Annotated in this window: 13 protein-coding genes and 1 other annotated feature; of the genes, 12 read left to right on the forward strand and 1 reads right to left on the reverse strand. The window is 35.1% G+C overall.

What is annotated here, in order from left to right; genetic code table 11:
- Nucleotides 1-534 precede the first annotated feature (534 nt).
- The 5 genes from ltrA (at nt 535) to dtd (ending at nt 8,336) form a co-directional block, all read left to right on the forward strand.
- A complete protein-coding gene (gene ltrA / locus ACTNDN_RS00515; protein WP_435406665.1) occupies nt 535-2,418 on the forward strand; it encodes a group II intron reverse transcriptase/maturase in 1,884 nt (627 codons plus the stop codon).
- 132 nt (nt 2,419-2,550) lie between these two features.
- Entirely contained in the window at nt 2,551-4,671 is a 2,121-nt protein-coding gene (recJ, locus tag ACTNDN_RS00520) for a single-stranded-DNA-specific exonuclease RecJ (RefSeq protein ID WP_441130425.1), read from the forward strand.
- A complete protein-coding gene (locus ACTNDN_RS00525) occupies nt 4,662-5,174 on the forward strand; it encodes an adenine phosphoribosyltransferase (RefSeq protein WP_031540612.1) in 513 nt (170 codons plus the stop codon). The genes recJ and ACTNDN_RS00525 overlap by 10 nt, the downstream gene beginning before the upstream one ends.
- Before the next feature lie 514 nt (nt 5,175-5,688).
- On the forward strand, nt 5,689-7,884 hold the full coding sequence (locus tag ACTNDN_RS00530; protein WP_235247726.1) for a RelA/SpoT family protein: 2,196 nt from the start codon (nt 5,689-5,691) through the stop codon (nt 7,882-7,884).
- Nucleotides 7,885-7,895: 11 nt separating this feature from the next.
- Entirely contained in the window at nt 7,896-8,336 is a 441-nt protein-coding gene (gene dtd, locus ACTNDN_RS00535; protein ID WP_031540609.1) for a D-aminoacyl-tRNA deacylase, read from the forward strand.
- A 97-nt stretch (nt 8,337-8,433) separates the two neighbouring features.
- Here the strand turns inward: dtd and ACTNDN_RS00540 are convergent, their stop codons facing one another.
- On the reverse strand, nt 8,434-9,960 hold the full coding sequence (locus ACTNDN_RS00540) for an N-acetylmuramoyl-L-alanine amidase (RefSeq protein ID WP_031540608.1): 1,527 nt from the start codon (nt 9,958-9,960) through the stop codon (nt 8,434-8,436).
- Nucleotides 9,961-10,173: 213 nt separating this feature from the next.
- Here ACTNDN_RS00540 and ACTNDN_RS00545 point away from each other — a divergent pair, with 213 nt between their 5' ends.
- From ACTNDN_RS00545 to ACTNDN_RS00575, 7 genes are all read left to right on the forward strand, one after another.
- The gene (locus ACTNDN_RS00545; RefSeq protein WP_031540607.1) at nt 10,174-10,353 is read left to right on the forward strand and encodes a hypothetical protein; all 180 of its coding nucleotides are present in this window, start codon (nt 10,174-10,176) and stop codon (nt 10,351-10,353) included.
- 82 nt (nt 10,354-10,435) lie between these two features.
- Nucleotides 10,436-10,672: a binding site (T-box leader), on the forward strand.
- 96 nt (nt 10,673-10,768) lie between these two features.
- A complete protein-coding gene (gene hisS / locus ACTNDN_RS00550; protein ID WP_441130428.1) occupies nt 10,769-12,043 on the forward strand; it encodes a histidine--tRNA ligase in 1,275 nt (424 codons plus the stop codon).
- Nucleotides 12,044-12,156: 113 nt separating this feature from the next.
- Nucleotides 12,157-13,926, forward strand: a complete 1,770-nt coding sequence (aspS, locus tag ACTNDN_RS00555) for an aspartate--tRNA ligase (RefSeq protein ID WP_441130430.1) — start codon at nt 12,157-12,159, stop codon at nt 13,924-13,926.
- A 369-nt stretch (nt 13,927-14,295) separates the two neighbouring features.
- The gene (locus ACTNDN_RS00560; RefSeq protein ID WP_441130432.1) at nt 14,296-15,063 is read left to right on the forward strand and encodes a tRNA threonylcarbamoyladenosine dehydratase; all 768 of its coding nucleotides are present in this window, start codon (nt 14,296-14,298) and stop codon (nt 15,061-15,063) included.
- A 252-nt stretch (nt 15,064-15,315) separates the two neighbouring features.
- A complete protein-coding gene (locus tag ACTNDN_RS00565; RefSeq protein ID WP_284561198.1) occupies nt 15,316-16,230 on the forward strand; it encodes an ABC transporter ATP-binding protein in 915 nt (304 codons plus the stop codon).
- A gap of 2 nt (nt 16,231-16,232) precedes the next feature.
- Nucleotides 16,233-17,186: an ABC transporter permease gene (locus ACTNDN_RS00570; RefSeq protein ID WP_235247723.1), complete on the forward strand. Its 954-nt coding sequence runs from the start codon at nt 16,233-16,235 to the stop codon at nt 17,184-17,186.
- A gap of 97 nt (nt 17,187-17,283) precedes the next feature.
- Nucleotides 17,284-18,567: a replication-associated recombination protein A gene (locus tag ACTNDN_RS00575; protein WP_031540601.1), complete on the forward strand. Its 1,284-nt coding sequence runs from the start codon at nt 17,284-17,286 to the stop codon at nt 18,565-18,567.
- Nucleotides 18,568-18,647: the final 80 nt, after the last annotated feature.

The following is an 18,647-nucleotide window of genomic DNA, read 5'->3' on the forward strand; positions in this document are numbered from 1 at the left end:
TAGGTCATAACTAACACGAAAGCTGTCCAGAGGTGGATGGTGTATCCTATATGCCGGGAGTCCATAAAAATCTATGGTTAGAATGTGCTGCATAAGCACTGACGAATCTCTGAATGTACGGGTCTAGACGTAGATGTTGTAGAAATGCAACAGGTGGCAGTGCCATCGTATGTGTGGGTAAGTAAGAATCTGGCGTTATGAAAGCCCATAGCTTGTTACAGGCAAGCTCTAGCATACAGGACCATAGGAGAAACCTAAGGATATATGTAAGGATAGAGGAATCGGAACGTGGAAAGCGAAGAATGTGGAGGTATTAACCTACCTTTGAAGCAGTTCAGTAAATAAAGAGGCATTGCCCCTACTAAAACTGATTTATCTTCGTGAGAGTGGAGTCATAGTACCTTTGAAACCATGATAACAAGTGGTGGAGGGATAGGCTCTAGTCGGGAAATTCAAAGGCTAATAAATGCATAACATTTACACAGATTCGAGTATGACTAATAGAATCACCACTTGAGAAAGGGGTTGATGGCTGTGGCAAATTCACGAATCGTACAAAATGTTAAAAAGTCCAAGCTAAGAAATGCCGAATACTACAGAATGCAAGATACGTTTGACATGCTACATGAACAAAGTAAATCTGGTAGTATGTTCAAGAATTTAATGGGTATCATTAGTTCATCTGAAAACATTAAATTAGCGTATCGTAACATCAAGAAAAACATAGGGAGTAAAACGGCTGGTGTCGATGGTCGTAAGATTACCGACATTGCAAAACTTACAGAGGAACAATTTATAGGCTATGTAAGGAATAAGCTAAGAGACTACAAACCTAAAGCAGTAAGAAGAGTTGAAATACCAAAGCCAAACGGTGAAACTAGACCACTAGGAATACCAGCCATATGGGATAGAGTAATCCAACAATGTATATTACAAGTCCTAGAACCGATTGTTGAAGCAAAATTCTCAGATAGAAGTCATGGATTCAGACCAAATAGGTCAGTTGAAAACGCAATAGCACAAAGTTATAGGCTAATGCAGAAATCCAAAATGTCCTATGTGATTGATATAGACATTAAAGGTTTTTTCGATAATGTATCTCATGTGAAGCTTCTTAAACAAATGTGGACACTAGGAATAAGAGATAAAAATTTACTATGCATAATTTCCAAAATGCTTAAAGCTAAAATCAAGCTACCGAATGGGGAAATAATTGAAAATCCAAAAGGCACACCTCAAGGTGGTATCCTATCTCCGTTACTATCAAATATAGTTCTTAACGAACTTGATATGTGGATTGAAAGTCAGTGGGAAAACATCCGTACCAAAAAGAACTTATTACAATATCATAAGAAAAAGGATGGACACGCTGATAAAGGATACAAATACAGAACTCTGAGAAAAACAAAGCTTAAAGAATGTTACATTGTTCGATATGCGGATGACTTCAAAGTATTCTGTAATAACCCTAACCATGCTAAGAGGCTTTTTATAGCTACACAGAAATGGTTAAAGGATAGACTTGACCTAGAAATAAGCGAAGAGAAATCCAAAATAGTAAATCTCAAAAAGGATTATTCAGAATTCCTTGGCTTTAAAATGAAACTTATTCCAAAAGGAAGCAGATGGATTGTCAAAAGTCAAATGTGTGATAAAGCGAAACAAAGAACCAAAGACAATCTAAAAGAACTTATTAATGGAATTAGATATGATAGTGGAACTAATGACCAACAGCGAAAGGTAGCATTATACAACTCAACCGTCATAGGGCTTCATCAATACTTCCGTATTGCAACAATGATATCCCAAGATATGGGCAACATAGCATATGAAGTTAATGCATGTCTTAAAGACCACCGTATGAAAAGACGGGTCAAAAAGACAGGTCACATATCATCTGAATTCATCAGAAAAGAATACGGAATCAGCAAGCAAATGCGATTTGTCTCAACCGACCCTTTTCTACCTATTGGATTTATAAAGCACAAAAGTCCAATGATGAAAAGGAACATCGTAAATGCGTATACTAAAGAAGGTCGCTTAGAAATACACAAGAATCTAACTACAGTTAATATATCAACAATGAGATTTCTCATGGAAAATCCAGTTAGAAACAGAAGTGTGGAGTATAACGACAATAGAATTGCTTTATTTAGTGGACAAAGAGGTAAATGTAGAGTTACAGGAAATGAACTTAATCCGTACTCGATACATTGTCATCATATTATCCCAAGAACTATGGGAGGAACTGATGAATACAAAAACCTCTGTTTAATAGATAGGGAAATTCACATTTTATTACATGCTGTTGATGAAGAAACAATCTCTAGATACATTCAACTTATACCTAATAAACAAAGTTTAAATAAATTGAACACCTTACGTAAGAAAATGGAACTTGATGAAATAACGATATAAACGGACTTATATAACTAATTTTGTGAAAAAGTGAATTCTGTTAAGTTATGTAGATTAAAATAGCTTTGAACATTCTCGATGGAACGCCGTATGAGGGGAAACTCTCACGTACGGTGTGAAGTGGGGGAAAAAGTGGAGATTGTATCAAAATTTTACCTATCACTATATGGGGTAACCAGTACAACAGTCATGATGAAAACATTAGAGAGTCTTGGTGCTAATGTAGAATTTTATATTCCAAACCGATTTACAGAAGGCTATGGACCAAACGAAGGTGCTTTTCGTTATGCAAAAAGCATTGGAGTGCAATTAATTATCACGGTTGATACAGGTATTGCTGCTGTTCATGAAGCAGAAGTGGCAAAAGAATTAGAGATAGATCTAATCATTACAGATCACCATGAGCCAGGTCCGATTTTGCCAGAGGCTCTTGCAATCATACATCCGAAAATAGAGGGTAGCAAGTATCCTTTTCGTGATTTAGCAGGGGTTGGTGTTTCCTTCAAGTTATCCCATGCACTACTTGGCCATGCTCCCCTTCCTTTATTGCCATTTGCTGCAATAGGAACAATTGCCGATCTTGTTTCTTTGACTGGTGAGAATCGTCTCCTTGCCAAAAAAGGGATAAAAGCCTTACAAGAAACAGATAATATTGGCTTAAATGCTTTATATCGTCAAATGAATGTGGAGAAAAATTCCATTAATGAAGAAACAATCGGGTTTATGCTAGCGCCACGAATAAATGCAATTGGTAGACTTGGTAGTGCAGATCCTGCTGTAGAGCTATTGCTAACAGAAGATCCCGGCTTAGCCAAAGAACTTGCACTAGAAATGGAAGAAACAAATAAAGAGAGACAAGCAATTGTTAATCAAATAACAGAGGAAGCTATCGCTCAAGTTGAACAATATTATCCTTTAACAGAAAATAATGTTCTTATTGTTGGAAAAGATGGCTGGAATCCTGGTGTGGTCGGAATCGTTGCTTCCAGATTAGTGGAGAAATTTTACCGTCCAACGATTGTATTAAGCTTTGATTATGAAAAGGGAATTGCTAAAGGTTCTGCTAGGAGTATAGAAGGCTTTGATTTGTATCATAATTTATCCACATGCAGAGATATTCTTCCTCATTTTGGTGGACATCCTATGGCAGCAGGAATGTCATTAAAAATAGATGATGTAGAAGTGCTTAGAAGTAACTTAAATAAATTAGCCTTTGAACAACTAACGAAAGACAATCTCGTTCCACTAACAAAGGTGGATGGAAGCTTTTCTCTAAAAGAGATTTCCATCAAATCAATCGAAGATATGCAAATGCTTGCTCCGTTTGGAGTAGATAATCCCAAGCCGAAAATGACTTTTCATGACCTAGAAATAGAGAATATGAGGAAAATAGGCTCCAATCAAAACCATTTAAAGATTATCTTAAAGCAAGACGAATTTGATTTAGATGGAATAGGATTTGGAATTGGAGAGCTATGTGATCATATTTCACCAAGTGCGAAGGTATCTGTTCTTGGTGAGCTTTCAATAAATGAATGGAATAATCGTAAAAAACCACAAATCTTTATACAAGATATGGAGGTTTCTCACTGGCAGTTGTTTGACTATAGAAGTTTAAGGAAAATGGATCATTTATATGAAACAGTTCCTAATGATGCTCTCTGGATCTTTTTCCATCAAGATTCTGTTCTAAAAGGGATGGAACAGCGAGTCTCCTACCAGGTAATTGAAACGATAGAGGATGCTGCCTTACTTGTTTCGGTGGATAAGTCTATCGTCCTTGCAGATTATCCTCCAAATTTGGATATGTTAAAAACATTGCTTGCTAACAATCAACCTGAAAGAATCTATGCCGTTTTTTATAAACAACAAAGTGATTTTTTTAGTACAATGCCAACTCGTGACCATTTCAAATGGTTCTATGCATTTTTGGCAAAACAGGGAATGTTTCACCTTGATAAATTTGGTGGCGAGCTTGCTAGAAGGAAAGGTTGGAGCAAAGAAACGGTAGATTTTATGTCAAAGGTGTTTTTTGAACTAAATTTTGTTACAATGAAGGATGGATTTATTTCATTGAATAAGAATGTACCGAAAAGAGATTTATCAGAGTCGATCTCATTTCAACAAAAGCAAGCGCAATTTGAGCTAGAAAATGAATTAATTTATTCATCTTATGAGCAACTAAAAAATTGGTTTGATCTTATTCTAATAAAATCCGTTAATAATGAGGAGGAAGTAAAAGAATGGATTTAAAACAATTTGTTACGATCGTTGAAGATTGGCCAAAAGAAGGGATCAGATTCAAGGATATTACAACATTAATGGATAATGGCGAAGCATATAGATATGCAACAGATCAAATTGTAGCGTATGCGAAAGAAAAAGAAATTGATATAGTTGTAGGACCAGAGGCTAGAGGGTTTATCATTGGCTGTCCAGTTGCATATTCCCTTGGAGTGGGTTTTGCACCAGTGCGAAAAGAAGGAAAATTGCCAAGAGAAACAATTAAAGTAGAATATGGATTAGAGTACGGTAAAGACGTATTAACAATCCATAAGGATGCTATTAAACCAGGTCAGCGTGTCCTAATTACAGACGATTTATTAGCAACAGGTGGAACAATTGAAGCAACAATTAAATTAGTAGAAGAGCTTGGTGGCATTGTAGCTGGTATTGCATTTTTAATTGAATTATCTTATCTTGAAGGACGTAAAAATTTAGATGGATACGATGTTTTAACATTAATGGAATATTAACCCATAGAAGGATTGTTGTAGCTTAAATATTTTGAGGGAGCGCTAATTAAGAGCGCTCTTTTTCATAAACTAAGGCAGTTTCCTAAGTTTTTTCTTGTAGATATTTTTAAGCATAAGGGACCAGCCGACTATATGTAGACATATTATTGGGACTAAGATAAGGGTTTGGCTTCCCAGAAGCTAAGTTAGGCTTGAGCTAGACCAAAGCAATCAAACATGAATTTTAGACGGTGCACTTATTGCAACAAATATATTATAAAAAGAAATTAATTTAAAACGGAAAAAAGGAAGAAAATTCACTAGTTTTTTATAGAAATCGCCTTCATTCGACATTTTTCTATGTTTCTGTATAAAATTTACTTCCAATCCCTTTACAATCTTCCTTTTTTTTTCGATAATAGTAATAATCATTCTAAAATAAATTTTATTCTTTTTAATGTGCTTAGCTTAAAAATAGTGAAATAGAAAGAATGTTTAAATATAATAATATAATTGTGATATGAAAGGTGATTACATGGCGAATGATCAAGTATTAACCGCCGAACAAGTCATCGATAAGACTAGAGGATATTTAAACGAGGAGCACGTAGCTTTTATTGAAAAGGCTTATGAATATGCAAGAGATGCTCATCGTGAACAATATAGAAAATCTGGGGAACCATATATCATTCATCCAATCCAAGTAGCAGGCATTTTGGCTGATTTAGAAATGGATCCAGCAACAGTTGCAGCAGGTTTTCTCCATGACGTTGTTGAAGATACTGAAATTACTTTAGAAGATATAACTAAAGCATTTAACAGTGAAGTGGCCATGCTCGTTGACGGTGTAACGAAACTCGGGAAAATTAAATATAAATCTCATGAAGAACAGCAAGCAGAAAATCATCGTAAAATGTTCGTAGCTATGGCGCAAGATATTCGTGTCATCTTAATTAAACTTGCAGATAGACTTCATAATATGAGAACTCTGAAGCATTTACCGGCTGAAAAACAGCGCCGCATCTCAAATGAAACCTTGGAAATTTTTGCCCCACTTGCACATCGTCTAGGAATTTCTACTATTAAATGGGAACTAGAGGATACAGCATTACGTTATATGAATCCACAGCAATATTATCGTATTGTAAACTTGATGAAGAAAAAAAGAGCGGAAAGAGAACAATACTTAGATGAGGTAATCACTGAAATTCGTGAGGGAACGAAGGAAGTAAATATTCTGGCTGATATTTCAGGTAGACCAAAGCATATATATAGCATTTATCGCAAAATGGTTATTCAGAATAAACAATTTAATGAAATTTATGATTTATTAGCAGTTCGAATTGTTGTCAATAGTATTAAAGACTGCTATGCGATTTTAGGCATTATTCATACAAGATGGAAGCCAATGCCAGGTCGTTTTAAAGACTATATTGCAATGCCTAAGGCTAATATGTACCAGTCCTTACACACAACTGTAATCGGCCCAAAAGGTGACCCATTAGAAGTACAAATTCGTACACAAGATATGCATCGAATTGCAGAATATGGGATTGCTGCACATTGGGCATATAAAGAAGGAAAGTCGGTAAATGAAGGATCTTCTCTTGAAGAAAAATTAACTTGGTTTAGAGAAATACTAGAATTCCAAGATGATATCGTCAATGCGGAAGAGTTTATGGAAAGTCTGAAAATTGATTTATTTTCTGATATGGTATTTGTCTTTACACCAAAAGGAGATGTATTTGAGTTACCTTCTGGTTCTGTACCTATTGACTTTGCATACCGAATCCATTCAGAGATAGGGAATAAAACCATTGGTGCTAAAGTGAACGGAAAGATGGTAACCCTCGATTATAAGTTGAAAACAGGCGATATAATTGAAATTCATACAAGTAAACATTCTTATGGACCAAGTCAGGATTGGTTAAAAATAGCCCAGACTTCCCAAGCAAAGAATAAAATTAGACAATTTTTCAAAAAACAACGGCGCGAAGAGAATATTGAAAAAGGCAAGGAACAAGTTGAAAAAGAAATCCGTAATATGGAGTTTGATATTAAGGAAATTCTTACACCAGAAAATGTAAAGATTGTTATTGAGAAATTTAATTTTATGACGGAAGATGATATGTATGCAGCTGTTGGCTATAATGGAATAACTGCACTCCAAGTAGCAAATAGATTAACAGAAAAATGGCGTAAAAAGAGAGATGCAGAACAAATATCTACCATTACAAATGCTGTTGCGGAATTGAAGTCATTCCCTAATAATAAAAAAAGCGCTTCAGGTGTTCGAGTTACTGGAATTGATAATTTATTAATCCGTCTATCTCGCTGCTGTAACCCAGTTCCTGGTGATGAAATAGTTGGATTCATTACAAAAGGACGAGGAGTTTCAGTCCATCGAGCGGATTGTACGAATATTGATACAGAGGATGCAAAAGCTCGATTAATCCCAGTTGAATGGGAAACGAATTTAAATAATCGAAAAGAATATAATGTCGAAATTGAAATAAGCGGCTATGATCGAAGAGGTTTATTAAACGAAGTTCTACAGGCAGTAAATGAATCAAAAACTAATATATCGGCAGTATCTGGCAAATCTGACCGTAACAAAGTCGCTACGATTAATATGAGCATAATGATTTTAAATGTTAATCATCTTCATAAAGTAGTGGATCGTATCAAACAAATTCCAGATGTCTATTCTGTTCGAAGAATAATGAACTAAGGAGTAATGATATGCGTGTCGTATTGCAAAGGTCAAAAGAAGCAATGGTAGAAGTAGATGGAAAAGTAGTTGGATCTATAGAGAAAGGCTTTGTTCTTCTAGTTGGCATAACACATAGCGATGTGCTAGAGGATGCGAAATATCTTGCAGATAAAATTGCCCATCTTCGCGTATTTGAGGATGAAAACGAGAAGATGAATGAAAGTATTTTGGATAGACAAGGCTCGATTCTTTCGATTTCTCAGTTTACCCTTTATGGAGATACTCGTAAAGGGAGAAGGCCCAATTTTATGAATGCAGCAAAACCAGATCAGGCAAAAGAGCTATATGACCAATTTAATATGCTTTTACGTAATCACGGCCTAACCGTCGAAACAGGCATATTTGGTGCCATGATGGATGTACATCTAGTCAATGACGGACCTGTAACACTGATATTGGATAGTAAATAATCCTACTACTAAAAAAGAAAATAAAAAAGAACTTTCAAAGAATTTGATCCTTTGAAAGTTCTTTTTTGCTTATGTTAAGTTTTTTCCTTTTCATAACTTAATAACTAAAATAATTCTCCAAACCATGATAAATAGCCGTAGAAATGGTTTCTTGATATTTGCTAGAAAGCATAGTTTGTTCCTCAGCAGGATTACTTAAATAGCCTAATTCTAATAGAGTTGCTGCTTGTCTATTTTGCTTTAGAACAACATACTCATTTTTTCTAACACCTCTGTCCTTTCGATTTGTTGCATCAATAATACTTTTATGTAAGCTAGTAGCAAGTTTTTTCTGATTAGATGTATAGTAATAGCTAGTGACACCATTAACAGAGCTATCATTAATACTATCATAATGAAGGCTGATAAAAGCATCGGCATGATAGAAATGACTAATATCGACCCTGCTTTGCAGTGATATAAATATATCATCTTTTCTGGTAAGGATTACGTTTGCGCCAGAAGCTTCTAGTTTATTGGCAAGCAATTTAGCTGTACGAAGATTTAAATCCTTTTCTAATGTACCTATTACCCCAATTGTGCCGCTATCTTTTCCTCCATGACCAGGGTCTAAAACAATGGTCTTTCCTTTTAAATCAGTAGAATTTCCTTCATTAGCATCTTCGCTTTCTGTTGCGATGTCTTCTACAATCCATTCTGCAATATATCCGAATTCACCGTTTGAAAGCTTAATTTTATACCAATCATCCAGTACTTCTACGGTTTGAAAGGTTGCACCGCTATCTGCAATAAGTAAAACCTTTGAATTTACGGTTGCATCACTTCTAATATTTGTTCTGTCATAAAGAAGCTTAATCGTTTTATCTGTTTTTTGTCCTTTTCTGCTTTCGATATCACCACTTTCTAACAGGTCTTTATGTACCCAGCCAATATTACCAGAGTATTGAATTTTTGCCCATTCCGTTTCTTCTTCTATAATGGTAATTACAGTGTCTATACTGATTTTGCCAATGATATCAGCGTTTGTAGATGGATTACTGCGAAGATTAACTTGATCCTCTATAACAGTCGCTGATTGCAGATTAGAATCTTCCGTCTCCTCAATTGTACTTGATTGGCTTTCGGACTTTCCAAATTGAAGATAATCATTATGTACCCAGCCAGATCCTAAACTTGTTTTGATTTGATACCAATCTCCACTAGTGGAAAGAACAGTAACCTCAATCCCTTTTCCCAAAGTTGTAATGACTTGGTAATTCGTACCAGGTCCTTTTCGTAAGCGGAGACCATTTTCTGTGATGGTCGCTTTCGTTGAAATAGAAGTGGACTGTTCCGTTTCTATTGTTCCATTATCAGTGTTCTGACCATTTTTTGTTACTAAATAAGCAGCAACCCATCCAGTAGAACTAGAAGTATATTGAATTTCTATCCAATCCTTTTCTTCTTTTAATAAGGGATACGCTTTTCCTATCTCCATTTTTCCAATTACGGTTTGATCAAGCCCGGGATTTTCTCTAACATTTACCACCGTATTCGCTTGAACGGTTAATTGATTTTCTGCTGATACAAGTTGATGTGTAGGAATGAAGAAGATGCTGACTAAAAGGAATAGCATCCATTTCATATTCTTCAAACAAGCTGCACTCCTTCCATAAATCGTCTAATGATGACTAGAATAAATTTGCACTTAAATAGGATTCTTCATTTAGAATATAGATTCCTTTAAGATATTCTTCTTTTTTCTAATCAAATTTAGACAAGAAACTTATTTTTGATGATATTTTTTAGCTACTCATGGTAATACTATAAAAAAATAACAGAAAAAAGGGTGAAATGCATGAGATTTGGCGAAAAAAGTTTATCAGTTAGTGAAATTGATTCCAAATTACTAGGTGTAGATTTTCACGATTTCATAAAAAGAGAAGGAAATTCTTCTAATGCAGTTGAACTTGCATCTGAATTTGGTCTTTCATTAGGTGAAGTAAAAAAACTAAAGAAACAATTAGGGAAATTATAAACTGTAGGAAAATCATGTTTGTACCCTATTGACAATATAATCGTTCCTATTTATTATTAATGAGATAATAATAAATAATCTAGTAAAGCCATTGATCGAGAAAAGTATCTATGAAACACATGAACAGAGAGGAAATGTCCATTAGGCTGCAAGCATTTCTACATGATGCCATAGAGAAAGAACACTCTGGGAGGCTTTCTTCTGAAAATATTTTGCTTCATAAAGTAGGTAGAAACGTGAGCAGGCGTTAACTGCAAAGTGGAAGATTTAAGAAAATCTTCAATTAGGGTGGTACCACGGGAAAAATCTCGTCCCTTGTATTCAGATGGATGCAAGGGACGAGATTTTTTTATTTGAAATTATACGAATACAGCGCAGACATAGGCGCTTTTTAATAGCAGGGAGGATACATAAAATGCATATTAATATTCCAAGAGGAACCCAAGATATTTTGCCAGGTACTGTAGAAAAGTGGCAATATGTTGAAGAAAAAATTAAACAGCTTTGTGATCGATATCAATACAGTGAAATCCGTACTCCTATATTTGAACATACAGAGTTATTTTTACGAAGCGTTGGGGACACAACAGATATTGTTACAAAGGAAATGTATACGTTTGAGGATCGAGGAAAAAGAAGCCTAACATTAAGACCTGAAGGAACAGCAGCGGTTGTTCGTTCATTTGTTGAGAATAAAATGCATGGATATGCTTCCCAGCCAATTAAGCTTTTTTATTTAGGACAAATGTTCCGTTATGAAAGACCACAAGCTGGACGCTTTCGTCAATTTGTTCAATTTGGTGTGGAGGCAATTGGAAGTAAAGATCCTGCAATTGACGCAGAAGTTATAGCACTTGCTTTTTCCGTTTATCAAACAATGGGGTTATCGAAGCTAAAAGTTGTTGTTAACAGCTTAGGTGATAAAGAAAGCAGACAAGCTCATCGTGAAGCATTAATGGCCCACTTTAAACCGAGCATTGAGGAATTCTGTCATGATTGTCAAACAAGATTAGAAAAAAACCCAATGAGAATCTTAGATTGCAAAAAAGATCATACCCATCCGTTAATGCAATCTGCTCCTTCGATATTAGATTATTTAAATGAAGAATCAAAGGCATATTTTGAAAAAGTGCAAAAATATTTAGCAGCTTTAAATATTCCTTTTGTAGTAGATTCAAACCTTGTAAGAGGTCTAGACTATTACAACCATACTGCTTTTGAAATAATGAGTGAAGCAGAAGGATTCGGGGCGATTACTACGTTATGTGGTGGCGGCAGATACAATGGCTTAACACAAGAGCTAGGCGGTCCAGAAGCTCCTGGTATTGGCTTTGCAATGAGCTTAGAAAGACTACTTGCAGCCATTGAAGCTGAAAAAATTAAATTACCTATTGAAAAGAAAGTGGATTGCTATTTAGTTTCATTAGGTGAAGAAGCAATGGATTATACGGTAGGATTAGTAAATGAGCTTAGACAAGCTGGCTTCTCTGCTGAAAGAGATTATCTTAACAGGAAAGTAAAAGCTCAATTTAAAGCTGCTGATCGTCTCCATGCTAAATATGTAGCTGTTTTAGGAGAAAATGAACTACAAAACAACAAAATTAACCTAAAGCAGTTAGAAACAGGAAAACAAAAGGAAATAGATTTAACGGAGCTTGTAAATGCATTAAAGGATTTTGAAGCATTTTAAGCATATCTTAGGGCTGTTTTGAATGGAAAACAGTTAAAAATAAAACATATGAATGACTCAGTAGGAATATAAAAAAGGGAATATACAAATGTTGACAATAGGGAGGATGCTTCATGTTTGGAAGAACATATTTTTGTGGAGAAGTAACAGAAAAATCGATTGGTGAAAGTATTGTTTTAAAGGGTTGGGTACAAAAAAGACGAGACCTTGGCGGACTAATATTTATTGATTTACGTGATCGTACTGGTATTGTACAGGTAGTGTTTAATCCAGAAATTAATAAAGCTGCAATCGAAATCGCTGATAAGGTAAGAAATGAATTTGTTCTTGATATAAAAGGTAAAGTAGTTGCACGTCAAGAAGGTACAGTTAATGAAAACATTCAAACAGGAAAAATCGAAATAATTGCAGATGAAATTAAAATCATAAATGAAGCGAAAACTCCTCCTTTTGTTATTTCTGATCAAACAGATGTTGCAGAAGATGTACGCTTAAAATATCGTTATTTAGATGTTAGAAGACCTGTTATGTTTGAAACATTAAAAATGCGTCATCAAGTAACAAAAGTGATGAGAGACTATCTTGATAGTGAAGGATTCCTAGATATCGAAACACCAATTTTAACGAAAAGCACGCCTGAAGGGGCAAGGGATTATTTGGTACCAAGCCGTGTGCATCCAGGTGAATTTTACGCACTACCTCAGTCACCGCAAATTTTCAAGCAATTATTAATGGTTGGTGGCGTAGAGAGATACTATCAAATCGCTCGTTGTTTCCGCGATGAAGACCTTCGTGCAGATCGACAACCGGAATTTACACAGCTTGATATCGAAACAAGCTTTATGAGTCAAGAGGACATCATGAGCATGATGGAAAAAATGATGGCAAAAATCATGAAAGAAGTAAAAGGAATAGACGTTCCTTTACCAATGCCAAGAATGCCATATGATGAAGCAATGAGTAGATATGGATCAGACAAACCAGATACTCGTTTCGAAATGGAATTAGTAGATCTTTCTGAAATTGTAAAAGACTCAAGCTTTAAGGTTTTTGCTTCAGCAGTTGAAACAGGTGGCCAAGTAAAGGCAATTAATGTAAAAAATGCTGGCAGTAAGTATTCTCGTAAAGATATTGATGCATTAACAGAGTTTGTAAAAGTATATGGAGCAAAAGGTCTTGCTTGGTTAAAAGTAGAAGAAGATGGCTTAAAAGGACCTATCTCTAAGTTTATTTCCGAAACAGAGCAAAAAGGATTAGAGCAAGCTTTATCAATAGAAGCTGGTGACCTATTATTATTCGTTGCTGATAAAAAGAACGTTGTTGCCGATGCATTAGGAGCGTTACGTTTAAAATTAGCGAAAGAGCTAGATTTAATTGATCAGAGCAAGTTTAACTTCCTTTGGGTTACAGATTGGCCATTATTTGAATATGACGAAGAAGAAGGCCGTTTTTATGCAGCACATCATCCATTTACAATGCCCCAAAGAACTGATTTAGAATTGCTGGAGACGAATCCTAAAGCGGTGAAAGCACAAGCATATGATATTGTGCTGAATGGCTATGAGCTTGGGGGAGGCTCCTTGCGTATATTTGAAAAAGACATTCAAGAGAAAATGTTTAGCTTATTAGGATTTACGAAGGAAGAGGCGTATACACAATTCGGTTTCTTGTTAGAAGCTTTTGAATATGGCACACCACCACATGGCGGAATTGCAATCGGATTAGATCGCTTAATTATGTTGTTATCTGGTCGCACCAATCTTCGTGATACAATTGCATTCCCTAAAACAGCGAGTGCGAGCTGTCTTATGACAAATGCTCCAAGTGAAGTAAGTGAAAATCAATTAACTGATTTACATTTACAGTTAAAACTAGATAAATAATCGGAAGAAAGATACTGAGACAAAAGTATTCCAAATATAAACCCAAACAATTATGCGAAGATAATACTTCATATAATTGTTTGGGTTTTTTATGAATGTTGAAAAAGACGGTTGTGGTAATTAACCGCAGACTGAATGATATATTTTGTTCCATTCCTGTTTTAAGAAAACGCTCATTATTAACAGCTATCATAAAAGGAGAGTAATAAAATTTAATTCTTATCGGGAAACAAGGAAAGGGTAGTGGTAGCTGATAAAAATTTATGATATATTTCATAAGTAATAATTTATTCTTTCTGAATGAAAGTTCCTGATAAGGGAATATGTAAACATAATTGCTTAGGAAAAATTAAATGGAGTTGAAAACGAATGTTACACCAATTTTCGAGAAATGAGTTAGCAATTGGGAAAGAAGGGCTAGAGACGATGAAAAACAGCACTGTGGCTGTTCTAGGAATCGGGGGCGTAGGTTCATTTGCTGCAGAAGCGTTAGCTCGTTCAGGCGTAGGAAGATTAATCTTAATCGATAAAGATGATGTAGATATTACGAATGTCAACAGACAGGTAATTGCATTATTATCCACTGTTGGTCGTCCTAAAGTAGATATTATGAAAGAACGTATCGCAGATATTAACCCAGACTGTGAAGTAATTGCGTTGAAAATGTTCTATACAGAAGAAACGTATGAAGAAATTTTTGCATATGGCTTGGATTTTGTAATGGATGCTTCCGATACAATCTCTTATAAAATACATTTAATGAAAGAATGTTTACAAAGAAATATCCCAATTATTTCAAGTATGGGAGCTGCAAATAAAATGGATCCAACTCGTTTCCAAATTGCAGATATCAGTAAAACACATACAGATCCAATTGCAAAGGTAATTCGAACAAGACTTCGTAAAGAAGGAATTAGAAAAGGGATTAATGTCGTATTCTCTGATGAAAGTCCAATAGTCATTCGCGAAGATGTTCGTAAAGTGGTCGGAAAAGATAATGCGCCAATTCGAAAGGCGAAAATGCCGCCTTCTTCTAATGCTTTTGTTCCTTCTGTAGCTGGTTTAATAATGGCGAGTCATGTTGTTAAAGAGCTATTAACGGATATAAAAATTACACGTGTTAAGGATGAAAAATAAGCTTTTATTTTGGCCATTCTTTAAATAATAGTTAAAATTAAAAAAGGATGATCTCATAAACAATAGAGGTCATCCTTTTGTTTTAATAGAGAAACTGTCCATTAGCAATGAACATAGCCTATTGTATCAGTGTGATCCAAATAGTAAACTAATACAATGAGTTAGATTCCAAGTTTTCTTTAATAAGGCTAATAAAAAATAGATAGTTGAGTGATGAAGAAAATATAAAATAACGAAAGGTAGGTAGTGATATTGTCTTCCGTTGTAGAACTAAAAAATGTTTCTAAAGTAATAAAGGGTAGAAAAATAATTGATTCTTTAAGTTTCCAGGTAGAAGCGGGAGAAGTATTTGGCTTTCTTGGTCCAAATGGTGCAGGTAAAACGACAACAATACGTATGATTGTTGGATTAATAAATATGAGTGATGGAGATATTTATATTTGTAACGAGAGTGTCCGCGATCAATTTGAGAAAGCAATAAAGCATGTAGGAGCAATTGTAGAGAATCCAGAGATGTATAAATTTTTAAGTGGGTATGAGAATCTCATACATTATGCAAGAATGATGAAGGGGATATCTAAAGAGAAAATAATGGAAACTGTTGAATTAGTTGGATTAACAGACCGAATCCATGACAAAGTGCGTACATATTCACTCGGAATGAGACAACGATTAGGTCTTGCTCAAAGCCTCTTGCATGATCCGAAGGTATTGATTTTAGATGAACCAACAAATGGTTTAGACCCAGCCGGGATTCGAGAAATTAGGGATCATTTAAGAATGCTAGCAAGAGAAAGAAATATGGCAGTAATTGTTTCAAGCCACTTATTATCTGAAATGGAAATGATGTGTGACCGAATTGGCATAATTCAAGATGGGAGACTAGTTGATGTACAATTAGTCAAGGACTTTGTTGCCGTTGAGCAAGTGTTTGAAATAGAGCTAAATCCTATTGATGAAGCGATAAATCACTTACAAGAAATTTCACCTGATGTGCTATGTATTAAAAGGGGACAAGGACTTTTAATAACTGTAACGAAGGAAAAAATACCAGAAATAATTAAAACCCTTGTTATACACAATATTGATATTTTTGGAATAAGAGAAGTTTCAAAAACATTAGAGGATCGATTCTTGGAATTGACTAATCAAAAGGAGGGAGAATAATTTTGATTCAGTTAATAAGGAATGAATGGATGAAAATTTGGAAACGTCCAGCAACACTAGTGATGATTGGTATCTTATTACTTGCTGTTCTACTATTTGGAGCATTTAATAAATATCAATCTAGCGGATTTTCTGTTCCAGATAATGAAAACTGGAAGCATGGTCTTGAATTGGAAAATAAACGCTACCAAGAAATGCTTGAGGATGAACATCTTCCAACCGAAATGAGAGAATATTATACAAAGGAAATGACGATAAATGAGTATCGAATAAAGCATGATTATAGTACAAATGTAGAGTATTCTGCATGGGATTTTGTTTCTGATTGTATCCAGTTAATTAGTATCGCCGGTTTATTTATGATTATTATAGCTGCTGGAATAGTCGCAAATGAGTTTAATTGGGGGACAGTAAAGCTTCTGCTTATCCGACCTTTGAAGAGAACGAAGATATTACTATCCAAATATTTAACGGTATTGCTATTCGGTTTGTTATCCATACTTGTCGTGTTTGCCTTTTCGTTTATTCTAGGAGCTATTTTATTTGGTCTTCCAGATGATGCATATCCGTATTTACATTACTCTAATGGGATAGTGAAGGAACAAAGCATGCTCCTTCATTTAATTAGTTTTTATGGGCTAAATTCAATTAGTCTCCTTATGCTTACTACGATGGCGTTTATGATATCGTCAGTTTTCCGGAACAGTTCTCTTGCAATCGGTATTTCCATTTTCTTAATGTTTATGGGGAGTACAGTAACCGTATTGTTAGCCAATTGGTTTGATTGGGCTAAATTTTTATTGTTTGCTAATACAGATTTGACACAGTATTTTGAAGGAACACCATTGATAAGCGGTATGACGTTGACTTTCTCCATTATTATGCTATCCGTTTACTTTATTGTGTTCATTGGTTTAGCCTTTTGGGTATTTAAGAAGAGAGATGTGGCAGCATAATTTTTTGAATGAAGGTTCTTTTGGCTTTCATTCTTTTTTCTTCTATTCTTCTTTTACGATATAATAAATGAAAGAAGTTAAACAAGAAGGTGTATAAATGAACGGGGAACCACTTGCATATCGAATGCGCCCTACTAATCTTGATGAAGTAGTTGGTCAAAAAGAAATTATTGGTAAAACAACAAGTGTATATAAAATGATTAAAAATGGACATGTTCCATCTATGCTTCTATATGGTGAACCTGGAATTGGCAAAACCTCGATTGCTTTTGCCATTGCTGGTACAACAAAGCTTCCCTTTATTGCACTAAATGCGACTACATCAGGAAAAAAAGATGTAGAAGCTGTAGTGGATGAAGCAAGATTGACAGGTAAAGTCATTCTTTTTTTAGATGAAATTCATCGTTTTAATAAAGCCCAGCAGGATTATTTATTACCTCATGTAGAAAGAGGGGATATTGTTCTAATAGGTGCAACAACAGAAAATCCCTATCATGATGTGAACCCTGCGATCAGAAGCAGATGTGGACAAATTAAACAGTTAAAAAGATTAACAGATAGCGATATAGAAGAATTATTGCATCGAGCTTTAAAAGAAGAAAGAGGGCTAGGAAATCTTTCCATTCAAATTAGTGAGGAGCAAATTAAGCGAATATCAAAAGGTACAAATGGGGATGCAAGAAAATCATTAACTCTTCTAGAGTCTATTGTCTATTCATCAGATAAAGAGGACGGCATTTTTACTATCAAGGATGAAACAATTGACCAAATGATAGAAAAGGTTGGCGTTTTTGGCGATAAAAAAGGTTCGCATTTCTATAACCTTTTATCTAGTCTTCAAAAAAGCATCCGTGGTAGTGATGTCGACGCAGCCCTTTACTATCTGGCCCATTTACTTGAAACAGGAGATTTGGTGGCAGTAAATAGAAGATTACTCGTAATTGCCTATGAAGATATTGGCCTTGCGAAAACATCTGTCGGGAATAATGTATTAGCGGCTGTAACAGCGAGTGAAAGATTAGGGCTTCCAGAAGCGCGAATTCCTCTATCTGTAGCAGTGGTTGAGATGTGTTTATCTTCTAAATCCAATGCTGCCTATAAAGCATTAGATGCAGCAATAGCAGATGTCCGCAGTGGCAGAGTTGGAGATATTCCCATGCATTTAAGAGATGGACATTATGAAGGAAGCAAAAAGCTAGGACATGTTGGCTATATTTACCCACATGACCATCCCATTGGAACATTTGGTGGTTGGGTCGATCAAGAATATTTACCAGAGAAGCTCAAAGGAACACAGTATTATCATCCAACAGAAGCAGGAGAAGAGAAGAAACTTGGCGCAATTTATGAAAAATTAGCTGGTTTTAAAAAGGATAGATAAGATTTTCTATCCTTTTTTGACTTGTCTGAAATGTTAACGTCCTTTTTACTAGAAAAAATTTCGAAAATCGAATGAAAAGT

This window comes from Niallia sp. HCP3S3_B10 (genome assembly GCF_052064465.1).
GTDB classification, from domain to species: Bacteria; Bacillota; Bacilli; order Bacillales; family Cytobacillaceae; genus Niallia; species Niallia hominis.